The following is a 17,509-nucleotide window of genomic DNA, read 5'->3' as shown; positions in this document are numbered from 1 at the left end:
GCGCTATCCTACACAGAGCGCAGCTGGCCTGTCTTCCCATGCCGTGCTGCCGATGAGGAATTCGTTGACGAGGACGGCCTTATCGAAATTCTAGCCACCAAAACACCGCTTACCAGCAATGGTTTCCGTGGTGCGACGCTGAATGAGCGAATTGTTCGGGAGCTTTGGCGTCGCAATCCCGGTGCAATGATCGGCGTGCCGACCGGTGCGCCTATCGGCGCGTGGGTGCTGGACATCGACCCGAAGCACGGCGGCCCGGATACGCTCGCGGCACTGGAAGGCGAGCACGGTGCATTGCCTGCCACGCTCACTGCTGAAACCACGAGCGGCGGCCGACATTATTTCTTCAAGCACAAGGCTGGCGTCCGCAATCGTGGCGCATTGGGCGCTGGCATCGATGTTCGTGGTGACGGCGGCTATGTCATCGCGGCCGGCAGTGTGCCTGCTGTTGGCCGGCCTTACCGCTGGTTGGTCGATATGGAACCGGTCGATGCGCCAGACTGGTTGCTGGAGCTCGTCCTGCCGCGCTCATACGACAGCACGACGATGTATCAGGCGCCATCGGTCTCGGGCACGATTAACGACCGATACGTCGAGCGCGCGGTACAGTTTGAGCTGGACGACCTCGCCATGGAACCGATGGGCAACCGCAACAACCGCCTGAACGACGCCGCGTTCCGGATGGGTACGTTCGTCGGCGCCGGGGCTTTGTCGGAATCCGAAGCGCGGGCTTTGCTACAAGACGTGGCGCGCGGCTGGGGCAGGGACTTCCCGCGTTGCTGCAAGACGATCGACAACGGCCTGAAGGCAGGCAAGATGCATCCGCGTCAGACACCGGAAGCTGTCAACGACAATACCAAGCTCGTGGACATCACCCGTATGCTCGACAACGCGCGGGCGAAGGTTGATGAGCAGCGTGAACCAGAAGTGCAAAACGACGAACCAGAGGCGCCGCTAGTAGTAGAAGACGAGCCCACCGACCAACCCATCCTCGCAGCCACACCCTTCCAGTGGAAAGACCCGTCGACGTTGCCACGCCGAGAGTTTGCTTTCGGTCGGCACTTCATCCGCAAGTACGTATCGGTTACGGTCGCGCCCGGCGGACTTGGCAAAACCGCGAATAGTATCGTGGAAGCGCTCGCTATGGCGTCGGGCAAGGCGTTGAACGGTGTTAAGCCCCCGCGCCGCCTTAAGGTCTGGCTGTTCAACGTCGAAGATCCGCGCGACGAGCTGGAACGCCGTATCATGGCGGCGTGTATACACTTCAACCTCAAGCCGGAAGACATTGATGGGCATCTGTTCCTCGACAGTGGCCGTGAGCAGGAGCTTGTCGTGGCGATTGACGACAAGAAGGGAGTCAAAATCCAAGAGCCGATCGTCGAGGCTGTTGCCGAAACCATCCTTGCCAATGGCATTGACGTGATGATCGTCGATCCATTTGTGTCGACGCACCAGGTCAATGAAAACGACAACGGCGCAATCGACAAGGTCGCGAAGCTCTGGGCGCAGATCGCGGACTATACGAACTGCTCCATCGACATTGTGCACCATCTGCGCAAGGTGAGCGACCGCGAGGCTACGGTTGAAGATGCTCGCGGTGCCGTGGCGCTGATCGGCGCTGCGCGTTCGGTGCGGGTGTTGAACCGTATGTCGGAAGGGCAGGCGAATGAAGCTGGAATTCCCGGCATGGATCGGTTTGGTTATTTCTCGATCACATATGGCAAGTCGAACCTTACGCCGCTGTCGCACCGGCTGGATTGGCGTCATATCGAAAGCGTGGCACTAGGTAATGGGCGAGGGCTAACCCAGCCGCAGGACCACGCGCCTGTTGTGACCGAATGGCATTGGCCGTCCAGCGAAGAAGTGGCTGAAGGACTGACGGATGAGCAGAAAGACGCAATCCGTGGCGCTGTGAACGGCGGCATGTACAAACAAGCGCCGCAGGCCAAGGACTGGGTTGGGCACGCCGTGGCCTATGCGCTCGGGCTGGATGTCGACGACGAGGTGCAGAAGAAGCGGACCAGCCTCATTACTAAGGCACTATTCAAGGAAGGCTTCCTGGCGAAGGTCGAGGAGCGCGATCCAGTGCAGCGGAAAACGACATCGTTTGTGAGGGCGGTTTGATTGAATAGGGATAGCACAGCTTGAAGACCGAATGCCACTCGCCCCTGTGAGCCGAATCTAATAAAATAGAGTAGTGCCGCCTACGAATCTTCCTCGATCAAATTGGAATACACTATGGACAGTGCGGTGCCCTTCCTGCATGCGCGTGGTCAGTCGGCTGATGAAATTCGGCTGTTGGATTGGAGCCGAAACCCTATCGGAGTGCCAGAAAGTTGGCCGGCGCCATTGGTCACCGCAGTTCAGATGATGTTGGCTTCGCATTTTCCCAAAGCTATCGTTTGGGGGCCGGAGTTTACGACGATTTATAACGACGCTTTCAGGCCAATTCTCGGAGAAAAAGAAAACTGCATGGGAGCTTCGTTCCGCGATATCTGGTCGGAAGCGTGGGATGAATTGCTTCCCATGGTTCAGAAAGCTTACGCTGGCGAAGCGACTTTTATCGAAGACTTTCCGCTCGTAATTGATCGACGCGGTTATGATGAACAATGCTATTTCACATTCTGCTACAGCCCGATTTTTGATGGACAAGGGCGTGTTGGCGGGATGATCGATACGGTCATCGAGACCACAGAAAAGGTAGAATCCGAAAAACATGCCCGAATTCTCAATGCGGAGCTCGCACATCGCATCAAGAACACGTTTAGCGTAGTATCTGCAATTGCGAGCCAGACTTTCAATAACAACGCCGATGAAGAAGTCATCAACACATTTACAAAGCGACTTTTTGCTCTGGGGAATGCTCATGATGTTCTTCGTCTCGGTAAGAGCTCGAAAGGGTCGTTGCGTCAAATCGTATCTGGAGTAACAACCGCGTTAGCAGTAGATGATCGCGTGCACATGGCGGGACCCGATTTATCGGTAGGCCCAAAAGGCGCGTCGACCATTTCGCTGTTGGTTCACGAATTGACAACAAACGCGATTAAGTACGGCGCACTTTCTAATCCTACAGGGCATGTGCAATTGACCGTCGCCATATCCAAAAGGCAGGTTGAGCCGGTTTTCTCGATGAATTGGACCGAAATCGGAGGACCGCCGGTCGCCCAACCTACAAAGATAGGTTTTGGCTCCAAGCTTATAAGGATGGGGCTTCTTGGAGCTGGGGAAGTTAGTTCCGAATTTAGGCCAGAAGGCTTCCAGGCAAAGTTCACCGCGCCTCTCTGGCAGCTGCAGGAGGAAGGACGATTGTCTAATTCCACGTGATAGCAACCAGTATACTCAATCGGGAAAGCGGGGCTTTGGCTCCGCTTTTTTGCGTTTGCGGCACTAACTACCCCATATCTCCCACCGAAATCCGATAGGAAGTTTGGCGAGCGTTGGAATAAACTTCTCGGGCAACGTCGTATATAAGTGCCCGAGACGCATCAAATGCAGCGAGAAGTGACGATTCTGTTGCGGAGATGGACCCGATTTTATCCAGTGCGGTTTTATCGATTAGAAACGGAACCGAGGTCATTCCATCGTAACCGACGAAACGCACACCCATCTCCAAGTCATCGAAACTTCGGCTAGGGTTTGGAAACGAAAGGGTCATTATGCTTTTCATTTTACTGCTCCGCCTTCATCGTCCCACCGATCAACGGCATTTGCCATTGACCGATGCTTCTTGATGAACTGGTTCAATGCAATCCGGAGGCGATCCTCATCAAAGGTGCCTTCCTGAAAACGGCGCGTGAGATATCGCGCCGCATCGGTGCGCAAGTCTTGCGTGTCGCCGGGTTTGCGGGCGTCCCTAAGAAGTCGGGAAATCATAGTAATGTTTCTGGAGTTCAAGGCGATGGAAGACATGATATCCTCCTTTATTGCGGGCCAGGCATTTTAAGCCCAAACGACAGCGCCCGTTTCAATTGCTGTCATGATAATCACCATGCGCCTTCTATGACGAGAAAGCAAATAAGACTGCAATGAGACGACCTTTGGTGCCGCTTTTTTCAATGTCTCGTCTAGCCGCGAAGTATTGCAGGTGTCTGCCATCAAATCTTGCATTCAATCCAACGCCGAATTATCCCAAGGAACTTATAAGCGGATGACCCGTTTCACCCTTACAACTAGGAGGACGGATATGAAAACGCTATCTGATATTTTCGAGCATACGTTGCAGGACATTTATTACGCTGAAAACGCGATTACCAAGGCGCTTCCGAAGGTTGCCAAGGCGGCGAAAAGCGCCAAACTGAAGCGAGCCGCCGAGGAACATCTCGAAGAAACCAAGGGACAGATCACGATCCTGAATGAGGTGTTTAAGTCTCTCAAGCTGAAGCCTACCGCTGAGAAATGCGACGCGATTGAAGGGCTGATTAAGGAAGCCGACGGCTTGATTGAAGAGGCAAGCGGAACAGCTCTTGACGCAGGCTTGCTCGCAGCTTGCCAGGCAGTCGAGCATTATGAAATTTCCAGATACGGTTCGCTACGCGAATGGGCAAAGGAGCTCGGGCATACGGAAGCGCACACCTTACTAACCCAGATTTTGGATCAAGAGAAAGCTACAAATAACAAACTCACGAACTTGGCCATAAGCCAAATCAATAAGGCATAGTTTTCTGGATTCATATGAGAGGAAGGATGTCCGCCTTCCTCTCTTTTTCACCTATCGATACAACCGCCTGTCACAATCAAAATACAACCCTAGGTAACGCGTAAGACTTCTTGCGCACTTCTCGAAAAACCCTAAAAGAAGTTCGCAAATGCACGCTGCTTTTGGTGCGTAAGAGTTCTTATATAGAAACTTACGCACAAAGCGCGCGGCGCGCAGTTCTCGAGATTTGAGAAGTGCGCACTTTTCCTGATTTTAGGACTTTCCAAAATACAACCTGATTTGAGGTTGGCGACAAGACGCCCCCGGTGAATGGTGTAACTGGAGGACCGCAAAGCGCCTTGCCCTACGTCAGGGTAACGTCTCGCTTTTTGCCTGGCCATTAACACGACATTTATTGAGGCATTCCACACTCCTCTTGCCGCTACCAACGGCATACCGCAATCAACACGAGGAGCTCACATGGCACGCAACCGCACGCGCGCGCCTTCGTCTACGACCGCCACCACCACTCAGATCACACGCATCAACGGCGCCCGCGTCAAGATCACCACCAGCAATGGCCGCGTTACTACAAAACCAGCCTTACCGCTCGAATGGGAATTACAGGCGGCACAAGTAGCCAGCCTGCGCCGCCTGCCCCAATACCAGCGCCAGTTCCTACTGGCCGGGGACATGAACGCCAGCAAGCGTGGACCAAGAGCGCAGGCCCAGGCAATCGCAACAGGAATGACCAGCGGTGAACCTGACCTCCGCATCTACGGCGAATACGGTCGCCTGCTGCTGATTGAGAACAAGGTCGGGCAGGGAAGACTGTCGCCGGCCCAGAAAGACCGTCATGCGGCCCTACAGCGGCTTGGCTACACGGTTCTCGTCATTCGGGCCACCACGACGACAGAAGCCGCTGAGCGGGCCGTTACGGCGGTTCTGGGGTGGCTTACAGAAGAGAAGGGGAAGGCAGCATGAAGAACTCGAGACATGGATCGCTCGCAGAGCAGCTAAAGGCACTTATGACGTATCGCAACCGCCCAGAAGGTCAGCGAGAACCATTGCAGACGAATTGGTCTGTTGTGCCTGGTGCGAATGACAATGACCCGGAGGAAGTTACCGACATGCGTTATGAGCGAGACTGGCGACAAACACCTTCAGTGCAGGCAATCATGCAGAATGTAGCTACTGGCGATATCGAGAAGAATGAGAATGGACAGATTGTCCGCATAGGCAGGCTGCGGTTCAGCGATGGCAACCAGACTGAAGTCGGATATGTGCTCGGCATAGACGGTGAAGTTATTCAGGCCGACATACGCATGCCGACCGGAGCAATGCTCGGCATGAAAGATAAGCCAGACCGAGCGTCGGGCGGCGGAGTAGACCCGAAGGATACCAAGGCCAGCAATCACTATTTTGAAGATATGCTTGGAACAATGCCGCATCGATATATTCCATCCGGCAAGCGCCGAAATGGTACGGATTACAGCGCTGAAGAATCCGCCCGCATTCTCGCGGAGGCTTACGCAAACACCGATATGGAGAAGGTTACTTTCACACGATATCCAAAAGGGTTGCCGTGTGGCTCGCCCAAGGTGGCCGATAGTTTCCTCGGTATGCGAAAGACGACGTGTGCTGGTGGAGGAGACGAAGCGTGGGAAGATACACTGTCTGCGATGATCGATCGTGATCTGTGGTTTGAAGCGCTTCAAGAGTTGAAGGACAGGGATCGGGATGTACTAGATGCCGCGTTGGAGGCGGCGAATTACACGGATGTCGGTATAGCAGCAGGGCAGTCTCGCCATTATGCCGACAAGCGCAGCGGTGGGCGTAAAGCACTGCTTGCTGCCAACGACAATCTAGCGGCTGCAATAAAAAAATATGCTGCGTAGGTAGGTATTCCGCGATCTGGTGCGGAGTATAGTGAAGGGGTTCAACCGCTATGCGGTTGCCCCGCACTATTCCGTGCGCGAGGCGACGGACGCTCGGTCATGTTGCAGTTGGGTGCAACCGCTGAACCGGGCGTAACTTTCCAAAACAGCGCCCAAACCTCTGCTGTCGGATTGTCCGGTATTATGTCTGGGCCTTCTCAATCCAGCGCCGCTTCTCCTCCGGCTGCTGGTTCGGCGGGTTGAGCCTATTGCGGTAGGCTCCCCGCCGATTGTGTTTTACCTGTAACGGCTACCTCTGCCCTTCATAAGCATGCATGCAACCAAGGCCGCCAGTCCAACGGATGCCCATGCGGATGCAGTGCCAGGATTTTCGCGTGCATACTGTACAGCTCTTTGGCCGTGCTCACGTGCCCCTTCGGCCAGCACATTCACAGCGTCTTTCGTGGAAGCAAGGGCGTCGTCGGTTGCGCCGGACAGATTGCCGAGATGATCTGACAACCGGGACGATAGGCTGCTGACTTCCTTGCGCAGTGCGTCGATTTGTTCGGAAAGCATGCCTTCGGTGGTCTGTGCCATTTCATTCTCCTTTTCGATTACGAGGAGAGAACGGGCATCATCGATTAATTGTTCCATTCAATTTCAGCGGGCGAGAGCGCTGGTGTGCTCGCCGGTCTCATAAGCCGGATATGATCGGTTCGATCCCGATGTCCGCAACCAACTAGGATTGTCATGGCAAATCACAAGCAGCGCGGTGAAAGCGCCTCTTGGCAGCATCTTTATAAGAGATCACGCTGGCTTAAGATGCGCGAGCGTCACCTTATGCAGTCGCCACTCTGTGTCTATTGCCTCAAGGCTGGCGACGTCGAACCCGCCACGATTTGCGACCATCGCATCCCTCATAAAGGAAACGAAGATCTTTTCTGGGATGCTGACAATCTCATGTCCCTTTGTAAGTCGTGTCATGATCGGACCAAACAGCGTGAAGAGCGCGGAGAGACTGTCGTGCGGTTTTCTGCGGACGGGTGGCCAATAGGATGAGCCCCCGGGCGGATCAAAAAGCGCGCTAGTCCGCAGACGCAGGAGCGGCGGGGAACTCGAACGCGTTATCCCGCAAGTTTTGAAGTTTATTTTTGACAGGTGATATTTATGGGCGCCAGGGGTCCAAGGCCCGAAACGCCCGAAATGCAAGCGCTGAAGGGCAACCCGGGCAAACGAAGAAAAAGGGCGGCCTCGATCCGTCCTTCCGGTGACGTTTACATCCCAAACTACCTGGATGATGACGCTCGCGAATGCTTCGAGATGATCGTTTCGGCGATGCCGCCAGAAACCTACGCCGCTACCGATGCTGGCGGTATTGCTGTTTATGCTGCGGCATGGGCCGACCACAAACGCGCGACTGAAGCGCTTAAGACCGAACCGGCACTGGTTGCAGGCTCGACGGGCAATCTCACCGTGAATCCTTGGTTCAAGATCAAGAACGAAGCAGCGCGCATCATGATGAGCATGGGCGACAGGCTGGGTCTTGATCCAAAGGCGCGCGCTGCTTTGACGCCGCAAAAGGAAAAGCCGAAGAGCAAATTCGCCGGGCTTATCGGCGGGGAGAAGTGATAATCCGTGAGTTTACAGCGGCCTGATTGGGCAAAGCGCGGACAAGGCGTCGACCAAGCAGGGCTGGACCGCGCGGAACAGGTTATTAAGTTCATCGAACTGCTACGCGTCCCCAGCGGTGAGGGGCAGGGCGGGCCTATGCGGCTTCGTCCTTGGCAAAAGCAGTTCATTCGAGATTTGTATGCGCCGCATGTTGACGGAAACCGGCGCGTTAGGCGCGCAATTCTCTCGGTTGCTCGTAAGAACGGCAAGACAGCGATTATCGCTGCAATCGCATTGGCTCATCTCATTGGCCCGGAAGCCATCAAAAACGGCGAAATCTATTCTGCAGCAAATGACCGCGAGCAGGCGGGACAGGTGTTTAAGTTTCTGCGCCAACTTATCGATGCCGACGAGGAGCTTTCACAGGTTCTCGACATCGTGCCATCGACAAAGACGGTGGTTTGCAAGCAAAACGGTTCGTTCTATCGAGCGCTGTCGGCGGACGCCGGTACTAAGCATGGTTTGAACCCGTCTGTCTGGATTTATGACGAACTGGCACAGTCGCGTAATCAGGAACTCTACGAGGTAATGAACACTTCGCAGGGCGCCCGAAAAGAGCCGCTGGGCATAGTGATTTCCACACAGTCGCCAGATCCTGAGCACCCGCTTTCAAAATTGATCGACGATGGCTTGGTCGCAAATGATGCCACTGTTCTTGTCCATCTTTATTGCGCCGACGACGAAGCGGAAATTATGGACGAGGATGCGTGGAGGGCGGCGAACCCGGCGCTGGGAGACTTTCGTAGTGTCGAAGACCTAAGCGCGCTGGCTATACAGGCAAGCAGAATGCCGTCGATGGAAGCCAGCTTTCGGAACCTCTATCTGAATCAGCGCGTCGACCAGAATTCGCCGCTTATCCCTAGGTCGGAATGGAAGGCATGCCAGACCGGCGACACGCTAATGCTGGGCGAAGATATCTATCTCGCGCTCGATCTGTCTGGCGTGCACGATCTTACGTCACTGGTTGGTATATCCGCCGCCGTCGGCGTGGAGCGTGTGAGAGCTTGGCACTGGAAGCCACATGACTTCCTGTTTGATCATGCCAAGCGAGATCGCGCTCCATATGACCTATGGGCGAAAGACGGATGGCTCGAAACGCCACCCGGTCGCGCGATTGACTACTCCTATGTTGCCAGCCGCATCGCTGAAATCCGCGAGGACTATTCCATTCGCGGGCTGGCTTATGACCGCTGGCGCATCGAACAGCTACTGGTCGAATTCCAGCGGATAGGTGTAGACGCATTTATCGAAGGCAAGGACAAGCCTTTCGACGGCGCGCTGCGGTTAGTGCCGTGGGGTCAAGGCTATCGTGATATGTCGCCAGCTGTGGAAGCGCTTGAGGCGTCATTTATTCATCGGCGCTTCAAGCACGACGGAAATCCAGTGCTAGCCTTCTGTTTTGCCAATGCAATCGCCATCTCGGACGCCAGCGGCAATCGTAAACTCGACAAGAGCAAGACCCGCTTTCGTATCGACGGTGCAGTCGCGACGGCAATGGCTGCCGGGCTTAAGGCTCGAGAGGTTGAGCCCGAGCAAATCGAGTCCGTCTACAAGAAACGCGGCATCCGAATGGCCGGCTAATCGGAACAAGGAAAGATATGGGTATTTTAGACCTGTTCCGGTCCAAACCGGAGGCAGCGCCTTCGGTCGCGCCGAAACGAGCGCCGCGAGCCGACTGGCAATATTTCGACGGCTTGGACGATCCAAGGCTCGCCGCCTTTCTTGGCGGCGGTGCAGAAACCGCAAGCGGCATGGCGGTGACGCCCAAAGCTGCTCTGTTCAACACAACAGTTTTTCGCTGTGTCGACCTCATCTCAGGCAGCATCGGGATGCTGCCTTTTTACTTGATGTACAAGGACGGGAAGGGGCGACTTCACCCAGCCGATGATCATACTCTGTTTGATGTTCTTCTTACGCAGCCGAATAACTGGCAGACGGCGTATGAATTCCGCCGACAGCTCCAGTCGCATGCACTGACCTACGGCAATGCCTACGCCCGTATTGTTCGAAGCGGTAGGCGCGTGGTTGCGTTGCAGCCTTTGCACCCGACCAATGTCACCGTCGAGCAGAAAGACGATCTGACCGTCATATACAAAGTCGTCTTGAAGGGCGGTCGATATGTCGAGCTGCCCCAGTCGGAGGTATTTCATCTCCGTGACATGACGGACGATGGCGTCATCGGCCTTTCCCGTGTCCAGCAGGCAAAAGAGGCCATCGGCCTTGCTATGCAGACCGAGAAAGCTGCTGCGCGGCTCTTCAAGAACGGCACTATGGTGGGCGGTGCGCTCACGCACCCCGGCAAGCTTGGTGATGACGAGTTCGAAAACTTGGACACCAGCCTTAAGGATAAGTTCTCCGGTGCGGAGAACGCACATAAGTGGCTAATCCTCGAAGAGGGCATGAAGGCCGAACCGTTCTCGCAGACGGCAAGAGACAGCCAGCAGATTGAGACAAGAAATCATCAGATCGAGGAGGTTGCGCGCGCTTTTGGTGTGCCGCGGCCGCTTTTGATGATGGATGACACGTCCTGGGGCAGTGGCATTGAAACCCTTGGTCAGTTTTTCGTTCGCTATGGCTTGGCGCCGTGGTTCATCGCTTGGGAGCAGGCGGTTTCTCGGTGTCTGCTGACGCGCGAAGAGCGTCGATCGTATCAGGCTGACTTCGACGAGCGCGAATTGCTGCGCGGTTCGATTAAAGATCAGGCCGAATTCCTCGCCAAAGCGCTGGCTTCTGGCGGTTCCCGTCCGTGGATGTCCCAAAATGAAGCTCGCGATTATGTGGGCTTGAGCCAGAGCGACGATCCGGACGCGGACAGCCTCAAAAATCCAATGACGCAGCCAGAAACTGGCCTCACTCCTTCAGGAACACGCAATGAGCCTTAACAGAACGCCGGTTGCTGCCGTTGCGCGACCGAAGTCTTATCAGTGGGATGTGCCTCTCTCCGCTTTAGAGCGGTGGGAGAGTGCTCCACAGGCGGCAGAAGCAGACGATCCGAACACAATTTCGATCTTTGACGTGATCGGCGAGGATTATTGGAGCGGAGGCGGGTTTACGGCCAAGCGAGCCGCCGCCGCGCTTCGATCCATCGGGAAAAATCCGGTTACCGTGAACGTGAATTCGCCAGGCGGCGACATGTTCGAAGGGCTGGCGATTTACAATCTACTCGCAAGCCATCCCGGCGAAGTCACTGTCAATGTGATGGGTTATGCGGCGTCTGCGGCATCAATCATCGCTATGGCCGGTGACAGAGTGGTTATGTCGACTGGCTCGATGATGATGATCCATCGAGCGTGGGGTCTTGCTATCGGCAATACGCACGATTTCGCTGATGCTGCGACGCTGTTCCAGTCCTTCGATAGTTCGATGGCCGATATCTACGCTGCCCGCACAGGGCTGGCGCAAGACGTCGTACTTTCTTTGTTGGATGGCCCGTCAAAGGTGTCGGACGGCACTTGGCTTTCAGCTGACGAGGCCATCGAAAAGGGCTTTGCGGACGAGAAGGGCGCCGGAACTGCTAAGCCCGACGCAAAAGCCGAGCTTCCCGCACATATTGCAGCGATGCGCCGAATTGACCGGGCATTGGCTGCCGCTGGTGAGACGCGCCGTTCGCGTACTCAACTTCTCCATGAAATTCGAGGCGAGCGCGATGCCGCCGAGAACGCCACGCGCGACGCTGGCAAGACCAGAGCCAAAGACATGACCGGCATCAAGGCCGCTCTTGTCAGCACAACCAATATACTTTCCAAGGGATAACCACATGGAACCCGATGAAATCAAGGCGCTCATTGAAGCGCAAGGCCGCGCATTTGAAGCGTTCAAGGCGGAACACAGCGCAGCTCTCAATGACGTAAAGAAGGGCACGGAGGATGTCGTTCGCACCGAAAAGGTCGAGCGCATCAACGCCACTGTAAGCGATCTTCAGGCTGCCCTCGACGAGCAGGCCCAGAAGCTCGCCGCTCTTCAGACCGCTGGTGCGTCCAAGCCAGGTGATGAAGCGAAGAACGCCGAATACACCAAGGCATTCAATCGCTTTTTCCGCAAGGGCGATGAGGCAAGCATTGACGCATTCATTCAGGCCAACCCACAGGCCGCGATGAGCGTCGCAGTTCCAGAAGACGGCGGTTATACGGCTCCGACCGAATGGGACCGCACCATTACCGACAAGCTGAAGACCGTTTCTCCGATGCGCGGTATCGCTTCGGTCATTCAGATTTCTGGTAACGGCTTCTCCAAGCTCTACAATGACCGCGCTACGGCGTCTGGCTGGGTAGGCGAATCCGCTGCCCGTCCTGAAACCCCGGCTGCAAAGTTCGCCGAGGTGAAGTTCAACACCGGCGAAATCTACGCGAATCCTGCGGCAACGCAGCGCCTGCTGGATGATTCCGAAATCAACCTCGAAAACTGGCTTGCCGGTGAAGTCGAGACTGAGTTCGCATATCAGGAAGGCATCGCGTTCGTATCCGGCAATGGCACCGACAAGCCTAAAGGCTTGCTGACCTACACGACTACGGCCTCGCATCCGTGGGGCGCAATCCCGACGGTGAATAGCGGTGACGCAGCTGGTCTTACGACCGATGGCCTCATTGATCTGGTTTACGACCTGCCAAGTGAGCGCACTCCGAATGCGCGGTTTACTATGAACCGCAAGACGCAGGGCGCCATCCGTAAACTGAAGGACGGTCAGGGCAATTACATCTGGCAACCGGGTCTGGTTTCTGGCCAGCCTGCGACGATCCTTGGATTCCCGGTCAGCGAGCTTGCTGCAATGCCGGACATTGCCGCTGACGCCATCCCGGTTGTCTTCGGTGACTTCCAGCGCGGTTATCTTGTGGTTGACCGCACGGGTATTCGCATCCTTCGCGATCCGTACACCAATAAGCCTTTCGTGCAGTTTTACACCACGAAGCGCGTTGGCGGCGGCGTTACCGATCCGACGGCCCTGCGTTACCACAAGATCGCAGCTGCTTAACAATACAAGGGCGCCTTCGGGCGCCCTTCCTACAGGAGGCGCTGATGGAAGTGCGTGTTGCGAAGGCATTCAAGGCGGTGCCTGAAGGCGAGGTTTATCCCCGCCAGTTTGAGGTTGGCGATACTGTGACTGGTCGCATGGCCGAGGTCGCTCGAACGCTGGGTTGCGTCGCAGATGAGCCTGCCAAACAGAAGGGCTTCGACCGTGGCGGTGGATCTTGATCGGTTAAAGCGACATCTTCGAATTGAATTCGATGATGAGGATACGGAGCTTGAAGGTTATTTAGCCGCCGCTCAAGGGTCTGCGTTGCGCTATATGAACCGCGACGCCGTACCCGCAGGCGCCGAAGCCGAGGTGGACGCGGCTGTCCTGCTTATTGCCGGAGATCTCTACGAGAACCGCGAGCGACAATCGTCTGCGGAGCTGTTCGAAAACAGGTCGGCGCGCTGGCTGCTTGATCCATATCGGCTGTTGAGGGTTTGAGATTGTTATCGTTCTAGCAATTGTGGAACATATGGACCTCTGAATGATTGGAGATCGCAATGGCCCGCACAGACAAGAATGATACCGGCTTTCGTCACGAGGTTGCAGAACGGTCGCTCAGGTACTTAGGGCGATCTGCGGATACACTGACAGCAAGAGAACAGTCTGTCCTAGCGCGATTGTCTGAGCGTCAAACGATTGCACGCGATGTAAACAGGTCGTATGACGAGAAGCTGACCTATGGTCAACGGCTCGCAGATAAGGTCGCCGAATTCGGTGGTTCATGGACATTTATAATACTTTTTGCTCTCGTGCTCGTCGCGTGGGTGGCTGCAAATTCAATTGTGGCGGCATTCGCTTTCGATCCCTATCCGTTCATCTTTCTCAATCTCGTGCTTTCGATGTTGGCCGCGGTGCAAGCGCCGATAATTATGATGAGTCAGAACCGCCAAGCTGCAAGGGACCGGCTGGATGCTGCACATGATTACGAAGTGAACCTCAAAGCTGAAATTGAAATAATGGCGTTACACGAGAAGTTTGATCAGTTGCGTTCGAACGAACTCAAGGCGCTCATCGAAAAGCAGCAAGAGCAACTGGAAATTCTTACATCGCTGCTTGCGAAATCGACGCCCGATTAAAATTGAGGCTTCATGCCCTGGCTCCACTTCACAGCCACCTACGACTTCATCCCTAAGCCTGCAGTGACGATCCGCTATCCGGGAGGGTATGTTGGGCTGGTGACTACGACTTGCGCTAACCGCGCCATTGCCGCTGGCAAGGCCGAGCGGCTTCCAACTCCCACAAAAGACGAGGCTGAAGCATGGCGAAGCGCGCAGGTGCCGGCAGCCTGAACTGCCGATTGACGTTTCAGGTTCGGCAGGACGTGGATGATGGTTTCGGCGGAACACGCGGTGAGTGGGTTGACCAGTTCACCGTGCCGGGAAGGTTGGAACCGCGTTACGGCAGCAATGCCGAAAGTGTCATGGCCGCACGAATGCAGTCCATGCAGCCTTACAATCTTACGATCCGTGGCAGCGCTGCGGCAAGGCAGGTGACGGCAAATTGGCGGGCTTACGACGCTCGGGCGGGGAAGACTGGGGGCAAGCCTAACCGGGTTTTCGGAATCAAGACCGTCGTCAATCCGGACGAGCGTGGGCAGTACATCGAGATGCTAGCGATTGAAGGCGAGGAAACTTGATGGCGGTAAAGATTAAAGGTCTGGACCGCCTACAGATCAAGCTAACGAAATTTCCGGAAGTTGCTGAAAAGCTTGTCAGAGCGGCGATGGAGCAAGGCGCTCAGGAAATCGTCAACATGATGCAAAACTTGGTTCCCGTCGATGATGGCGAGCTAATGGAAAGCATCGGCTGGACGTGGGGTAAAGCTCCAAAATACAGCCAGCGAATTGGCAGCGTTAAGTCTAACGATGGCAAGCTGACCATCACGATTTACGCTGGCAACTCTAAGGTGCGCTATGCCCATCTGGTCGAATTCGGCAGCGCGCCACATGTGAACGGCGGCATGTATCCAGGAACAATCAACCCTGGGGCCAAGGCTCAGCCGTTCTTCTTTGTGAGCTTTCGTGCAAAGCGCCGTAGCGCTCGGGCTCGGGTATCGCGCGCAATCACCAAGGCAGCCAAACAGATCGCGGCGGATCGCTAAATGGACCCGGTTTTAGAACTTCAGGGCGCAATTATTCAGCGATTGCGCAGCTTTCCCGCGCTTGTCTCGCTGATTGGTCAGCGTAGCTACGATAACCCGCCTACAAATGATCAAGGGCAGGTTTCGCCCTCTATTTTTCCTTACGTCAGCATCGGTGCGTCGAGTGCTCAACAGATAGATGCTGACTGTATTTACGCTGACGATATCATTTTCCAGCTGGATGTCTGGTCAATTGAGCCAGCCAAAAAGCAGATGCGCGACGTCGCAAATGCCGTGCGTCTCGCAACACGAGGATGGGAACCAGTTCTGACGGCTAATGCCCTCGTGACATTCGAATATTGGCGAACTGATTACATCAAGGATGGCGCAATCAATCATGCGTCGATCCGTTACACGGCGATTATCGAGCAGCCTTAAGCCCTCCGCGCCGATCACCACAAAAACTATTCACGGCTGCCCTTTGGGTGGCCTTTCTCGTATGGAGGCCGCAATGGCTCAAGCTACGACGATCAAAGGCGGCAAGGTCCGCGTGAAGATCGGTAACGGCGCTACGCCGATTATTTATACTTCGCCCTGCGGGTTCACGCAGCGATCGATTACGCTAACAAAGAACCTCAATGAAGTTTCCATTCCGGATTGTGAAAATCCTGACAAGGTGGACTGGGTTGGACGTGACGCCGCATCACTTTCGATGAGTATTAGCGGTGAAGGCGTTCTGGCTTCTGAATCTGTCGAGGATTGGCTTGATGCTGGTGAAAGCATCGACTCCATTCCAGTACAGGTTGAGATCGAGTTTCCAGCCACGACATACACCTATACCGGCAAAATGCACGCAGAGAGCCTCGAAATCGGCGCTAACAACGGCGAGCGTGCCACACTTAATGTGTCGCTGCAGTCGGATGGTGAAATGGTCCGCACCTCGGCGCCGACGGCTCCGTAATGAGCAGAGACGCGAAAGTTGAACTCGACTGGGCGGATGGTACATATAACTTCCGCCTCGGTTGGGGCGAATTGGAAGCGTTACAGGAGGCGTGTGACGCTGGTCCGTGGGTAGTTATGGAGCGGCTTTTCACCAAGCACTGCCGCGTCGGTGATATCTCCAACGTAATCCGGCAAGGGTTGATTGGCGGAGGGATGGAACCGACCGCAGCCACGAAACTCGTGCGCACCTATGTCGAGAAACGCCCACCTGCTGAAAATATCGTCTTCGCGACCATCATTCTCCAGGCGGGTATTCAAGGCGTGCCGGAGGAACCGGTGGGGGAGCTAGCGGCGGCAAATCAGACGGAGAGCAACTTGACAGTCTCCCCAACGGGAAAGTCAGATTTGCCGCAGTCTACGGCAACGGTGCGGCGCTCGGCTTCACGCCGCAAGAAGTAAGGCGAATGTCCATGTGGCAATTCATGGCTGCCGTTGACGGGTACGTCAAAGCTAACTCGACCGACGATGGCGGTTTGAGCCAGGCGGAAAAAGACGAGCTTTGGGAGTGGGTGGGTGCGGGGTAGGGTGCGTTGCGAACATGCCAGCTAATGCAGAAAATAGTTCTGAATGTCTAAGGCCGTGCCTTGCTTTCCATTTTAACTTTGTTAAACCGTTAGTAGAAAATCGGCAAATGAAGTTAACATCAATGGTTTCACTAGAAGAAGTTTTTAAGATCTCCGGCGTCCCAACTCATACCTTCGTTCAGCCACCGCGATATTCCCACATGAAGGTAGCCATTCGCACACCTGGCCGGTGCGTCGTAGTGGAAGGACCCTCTGGTATTGGAAAAACGAGTAGCGTCACCCAGATCCTAGATGAATTGAATTTAAGTGAATCAATACTTTTTCTCAGCGCGCGGAAGCCTTCGGACGTGGAACTAATCTCAGTTCTGCCGGAGATGGAAGAAATCGGTATTGTTATTATTGACGATTTTCATCGCCTAGATGATGGATTGAAAGCAAATATTACCGATTTTATGAAAATTCTTGCTGACCGCAGTGATCAAAAGAGCAAGCTAATATTAATTGGTATTAATAAAGCTGGCGATAGACTTGTCCAGTATGGGTCGGACGTTGGATTGCGCCTAGACGTATTTAAGCTAGAGCAGAATCCGCCGGAATTGGTTCGTGCTCTGATCGATCAGGGGGAGCGCGTGACGTTGCCCCGTTGAAATAATCCATTTTGAAGTAAGCTCTGGCCCATTGAGAGGACCAGAGAATGAAGCGCAAC

The 17,509-nt window shown here is 55.0% G+C and carries 23 protein-coding genes and 1 tRNA gene; 21 read left to right on the top strand and 3 right to left on the bottom strand.

The window, feature by feature from the left end; all coding sequences use genetic code 11:
* Positions 1 to 2,124: bifunctional DNA primase/polymerase (locus HWD97_RS22600; protein WP_371835670.1), on the top strand; the 2,124-nt coding region annotated here is incomplete at its 5' end.
* Positions 2,125 to 2,238: 114 nt separating this feature from the next.
* The gene (locus tag HWD97_RS22595; protein WP_371835669.1) at positions 2,239 to 3,324 is read left to right on the top strand and encodes a sensor histidine kinase; all 1,086 of its coding nucleotides are present in this window, start codon (positions 2,239 to 2,241) and stop codon (positions 3,322 to 3,324) included.
* A 67-nt stretch (positions 3,325 to 3,391) separates the two neighbouring features.
* Here HWD97_RS22595 and HWD97_RS22590 read toward each other — a convergent pair whose 3' ends face one another.
* Both HWD97_RS22590 and HWD97_RS22585 read right to left on the bottom strand, forming a co-directional pair.
* On the bottom strand, positions 3,392 to 3,655 hold the full coding sequence (locus HWD97_RS22590) for a DUF1488 domain-containing protein (RefSeq protein WP_371835671.1): 264 nt from the start codon (positions 3,653 to 3,655) through the stop codon (positions 3,392 to 3,394).
* A gap of 8 nt (positions 3,656 to 3,663) precedes the next feature.
* Positions 3,664 to 3,909 carry a hypothetical protein gene (locus HWD97_RS22585; protein WP_371835668.1) on the bottom strand — a complete coding sequence of 82 codons (246 nt, stop codon included), beginning with the start codon at positions 3,907 to 3,909 and terminating at the stop codon, positions 3,664 to 3,666.
* A gap of 274 nt (positions 3,910 to 4,183) precedes the next feature.
* Between HWD97_RS22585 and HWD97_RS22580 the strand changes: the two genes are divergently transcribed.
* The 3 genes from HWD97_RS22580 to HWD97_RS22570 all read left to right on the top strand — a co-directional run bounded on the left by HWD97_RS22580 (position 4,184) and on the right by HWD97_RS22570 (position 6,534).
* Positions 4,184 to 4,657 (top strand): ferritin-like domain-containing protein, encoded by a 474-nt coding sequence (locus tag HWD97_RS22580; RefSeq protein ID WP_040129470.1) that lies wholly within the window; start codon positions 4,184 to 4,186, stop codon positions 4,655 to 4,657.
* Positions 4,658 to 5,116: 459 nt separating this feature from the next.
* Positions 5,117 to 5,620 carry a VRR-NUC domain-containing protein gene (locus HWD97_RS22575; protein ID WP_371835667.1) on the top strand — a complete coding sequence of 168 codons (504 nt, stop codon included), beginning with the start codon at positions 5,117 to 5,119 and terminating at the stop codon, positions 5,618 to 5,620.
* The gene (locus tag HWD97_RS22570; RefSeq protein ID WP_371835666.1) at positions 5,617 to 6,534 is read left to right on the top strand and encodes a hypothetical protein; all 918 of its coding nucleotides are present in this window, start codon (positions 5,617 to 5,619) and stop codon (positions 6,532 to 6,534) included. The genes HWD97_RS22575 and HWD97_RS22570 overlap by 4 nt, the downstream gene beginning before the upstream one ends.
* Before the next feature lie 276 nt (positions 6,535 to 6,810).
* On the opposite strand, the gene HWD97_RS22565 is transcribed toward HWD97_RS22570, so the two are convergent.
* Positions 6,811 to 7,110 (bottom strand): hypothetical protein, encoded by a 300-nt coding sequence (locus HWD97_RS22565; protein ID WP_235784352.1) that lies wholly within the window; start codon positions 7,108 to 7,110, stop codon positions 6,811 to 6,813.
* Between the two features lie 66 nt (positions 7,111 to 7,176).
* Between HWD97_RS22565 and HWD97_RS22560 the strand changes: the two genes are divergently transcribed.
* From HWD97_RS22560 to HWD97_RS22485, 16 genes are all read left to right on the top strand, one after another.
* Positions 7,177 to 7,247, top strand: a tRNA-Met gene (locus tag HWD97_RS22560).
* A gap of 16 nt (positions 7,248 to 7,263) precedes the next feature.
* Positions 7,264 to 7,572, top strand: coding sequence for an HNH endonuclease signature motif containing protein (locus tag HWD97_RS22555; protein WP_109367957.1), 309 nt, complete (start codon positions 7,264 to 7,266; stop codon positions 7,570 to 7,572).
* 108 nt (positions 7,573 to 7,680) lie between these two features.
* Positions 7,681 to 8,142 (top strand): phage terminase small subunit P27 family, encoded by a 462-nt coding sequence (locus HWD97_RS22550; protein WP_371835665.1) that lies wholly within the window; start codon positions 7,681 to 7,683, stop codon positions 8,140 to 8,142.
* Between the two features lie 6 nt (positions 8,143 to 8,148).
* A complete protein-coding gene (locus HWD97_RS22545) occupies positions 8,149 to 9,765 on the top strand; it encodes a terminase large subunit (RefSeq protein WP_371835664.1) in 1,617 nt (538 codons plus the stop codon).
* Between the two features lie 17 nt (positions 9,766 to 9,782).
* Positions 9,783 to 11,066 (top strand): phage portal protein, encoded by a 1,284-nt coding sequence (locus tag HWD97_RS22540; protein WP_371835663.1) that lies wholly within the window; start codon positions 9,783 to 9,785, stop codon positions 11,064 to 11,066.
* The gene (locus HWD97_RS22535; RefSeq protein ID WP_371835662.1) at positions 11,056 to 11,937 is read left to right on the top strand and encodes a head maturation protease, ClpP-related; all 882 of its coding nucleotides are present in this window, start codon (positions 11,056 to 11,058) and stop codon (positions 11,935 to 11,937) included. The genes HWD97_RS22540 and HWD97_RS22535 overlap by 11 nt, the downstream gene beginning before the upstream one ends.
* Positions 11,938 to 11,941: 4 nt before the next feature.
* Complete coding sequence (locus HWD97_RS22530; RefSeq protein WP_371835661.1) at positions 11,942 to 13,153, top strand: phage major capsid protein; 1,212 nt, start codon at positions 11,942 to 11,944, stop codon at positions 13,151 to 13,153.
* A gap of 44 nt (positions 13,154 to 13,197) precedes the next feature.
* Positions 13,198 to 13,374, top strand: coding sequence for a hypothetical protein (locus HWD97_RS22525; RefSeq protein WP_371835660.1), 177 nt, complete (start codon positions 13,198 to 13,200; stop codon positions 13,372 to 13,374).
* On the top strand, positions 13,358 to 13,636 hold the full coding sequence (locus HWD97_RS22520) for a head-tail connector protein (protein WP_371835659.1): 279 nt from the start codon (positions 13,358 to 13,360) through the stop codon (positions 13,634 to 13,636). Before HWD97_RS22525 ends, HWD97_RS22520 begins: the two co-directional genes overlap by 17 nt.
* Before the next feature lie 59 nt (positions 13,637 to 13,695).
* Complete coding sequence (locus HWD97_RS22515; RefSeq protein ID WP_371835658.1) at positions 13,696 to 14,274, top strand: DUF1003 domain-containing protein; 579 nt, start codon at positions 13,696 to 13,698, stop codon at positions 14,272 to 14,274.
* A 182-nt stretch (positions 14,275 to 14,456) separates the two neighbouring features.
* Positions 14,457 to 14,834, top strand: coding sequence for a head-tail adaptor protein (locus tag HWD97_RS22510; RefSeq protein ID WP_371835657.1), 378 nt, complete (start codon positions 14,457 to 14,459; stop codon positions 14,832 to 14,834).
* Complete coding sequence (locus tag HWD97_RS22505; RefSeq protein WP_371835656.1) at positions 14,834 to 15,298, top strand: HK97-gp10 family putative phage morphogenesis protein; 465 nt, start codon at positions 14,834 to 14,836, stop codon at positions 15,296 to 15,298. The genes HWD97_RS22510 and HWD97_RS22505 overlap by 1 nt, the downstream gene beginning before the upstream one ends.
* Positions 15,299 to 15,715 carry a DUF3168 domain-containing protein gene (locus tag HWD97_RS22500; RefSeq protein ID WP_371835655.1) on the top strand — a complete coding sequence of 139 codons (417 nt, stop codon included), beginning with the start codon at positions 15,299 to 15,301 and terminating at the stop codon, positions 15,713 to 15,715.
* 73 nt (positions 15,716 to 15,788) lie between these two features.
* Positions 15,789 to 16,238, top strand: a complete 450-nt coding sequence (locus HWD97_RS22495; protein ID WP_371835654.1) for a phage tail tube protein — start codon at positions 15,789 to 15,791, stop codon at positions 16,236 to 16,238.
* The gene (locus HWD97_RS22490) at positions 16,238 to 16,678 is read left to right on the top strand and encodes a gene transfer agent family protein (RefSeq protein WP_371835653.1); all 441 of its coding nucleotides are present in this window, start codon (positions 16,238 to 16,240) and stop codon (positions 16,676 to 16,678) included. The genes HWD97_RS22495 and HWD97_RS22490 overlap by 1 nt, the downstream gene beginning before the upstream one ends.
* A 325-nt stretch (positions 16,679 to 17,003) precedes the next feature.
* Positions 17,004 to 17,450, top strand: a complete 447-nt coding sequence (locus HWD97_RS22485) for an ATP-binding protein (RefSeq protein ID WP_371835652.1) — start codon at positions 17,004 to 17,006, stop codon at positions 17,448 to 17,450.
* The last annotated feature ends 59 nt before the right edge of the window (positions 17,451 to 17,509 follow it).

It is taken from the genome of Ochrobactrum sp. C6C9, from assembly GCF_022627935.1.
Lineage (GTDB): Bacteria > Pseudomonadota > Alphaproteobacteria > Rhizobiales > Rhizobiaceae > Brucella > Brucella teleogrylli.
The sequence above is the reverse complement of the archived record's forward strand: the minus strand, read 5'-3'. Positions and strand labels throughout refer to the sequence as shown.

Bases quoted from the DNA above. Each gene is read 5' to 3' on its own strand.
- HWD97_RS22595 (WP_371835669.1), top strand. From the start codon at position 2,239: ATGGACAGTGCGGTGCCCTTCCTGCATGCGCGTGGTCAGTCGGCTGAT.
- HWD97_RS22590 (WP_371835671.1), bottom strand. From the start codon at position 3,655: ATGACCCTTTCGTTTCCAAACCCTAGCCGAAGTTTCGATGACTTGGAG.
- HWD97_RS22585 (WP_371835668.1), bottom strand. From the start codon at position 3,909: ATGTCTTCCATCGCCTTGAACTCCAGAAACATTACTATGATTTCCCGA.
- HWD97_RS22580 (WP_040129470.1), top strand. From the start codon at position 4,184: ATGAAAACGCTATCTGATATTTTCGAGCATACGTTGCAGGACATTTAT.
- HWD97_RS22575 (WP_371835667.1), top strand. From the start codon at position 5,117: ATGGCACGCAACCGCACGCGCGCGCCTTCGTCTACGACCGCCACCACC.
- HWD97_RS22570 (WP_371835666.1), top strand. From the start codon at position 5,617: ATGAAGAACTCGAGACATGGATCGCTCGCAGAGCAGCTAAAGGCACTT.
- HWD97_RS22565 (WP_235784352.1), bottom strand. From the start codon at position 7,110: ATGGCACAGACCACCGAAGGCATGCTTTCCGAACAAATCGACGCACTG.
- HWD97_RS22555 (WP_109367957.1), top strand. From the start codon at position 7,264: ATGGCAAATCACAAGCAGCGCGGTGAAAGCGCCTCTTGGCAGCATCTT.
- HWD97_RS22550 (WP_371835665.1), top strand. From the start codon at position 7,681: ATGGGCGCCAGGGGTCCAAGGCCCGAAACGCCCGAAATGCAAGCGCTG.
- HWD97_RS22540 (WP_371835663.1), top strand. From the start codon at position 9,783: ATGGGTATTTTAGACCTGTTCCGGTCCAAACCGGAGGCAGCGCCTTCG.
- HWD97_RS22535 (WP_371835662.1), top strand. From the start codon at position 11,056: ATGAGCCTTAACAGAACGCCGGTTGCTGCCGTTGCGCGACCGAAGTCT.
- HWD97_RS22530 (WP_371835661.1), top strand. From the start codon at position 11,942: ATGGAACCCGATGAAATCAAGGCGCTCATTGAAGCGCAAGGCCGCGCA.
- HWD97_RS22525 (WP_371835660.1), top strand. From the start codon at position 13,198: ATGGAAGTGCGTGTTGCGAAGGCATTCAAGGCGGTGCCTGAAGGCGAG.
- HWD97_RS22515 (WP_371835658.1), top strand. From the start codon at position 13,696: ATGGCCCGCACAGACAAGAATGATACCGGCTTTCGTCACGAGGTTGCA.
- HWD97_RS22510 (WP_371835657.1), top strand. From the start codon at position 14,457: ATGGCGAAGCGCGCAGGTGCCGGCAGCCTGAACTGCCGATTGACGTTT.
- HWD97_RS22505 (WP_371835656.1), top strand. From the start codon at position 14,834: ATGGCGGTAAAGATTAAAGGTCTGGACCGCCTACAGATCAAGCTAACG.
- HWD97_RS22500 (WP_371835655.1), top strand. From the start codon at position 15,299: ATGGACCCGGTTTTAGAACTTCAGGGCGCAATTATTCAGCGATTGCGC.
- HWD97_RS22495 (WP_371835654.1), top strand. From the start codon at position 15,789: ATGGCTCAAGCTACGACGATCAAAGGCGGCAAGGTCCGCGTGAAGATC.
- HWD97_RS22490 (WP_371835653.1), top strand. From the start codon at position 16,238: ATGAGCAGAGACGCGAAAGTTGAACTCGACTGGGCGGATGGTACATAT.
- HWD97_RS22485 (WP_371835652.1), top strand. From the start codon at position 17,004: ATGAAGGTAGCCATTCGCACACCTGGCCGGTGCGTCGTAGTGGAAGGA.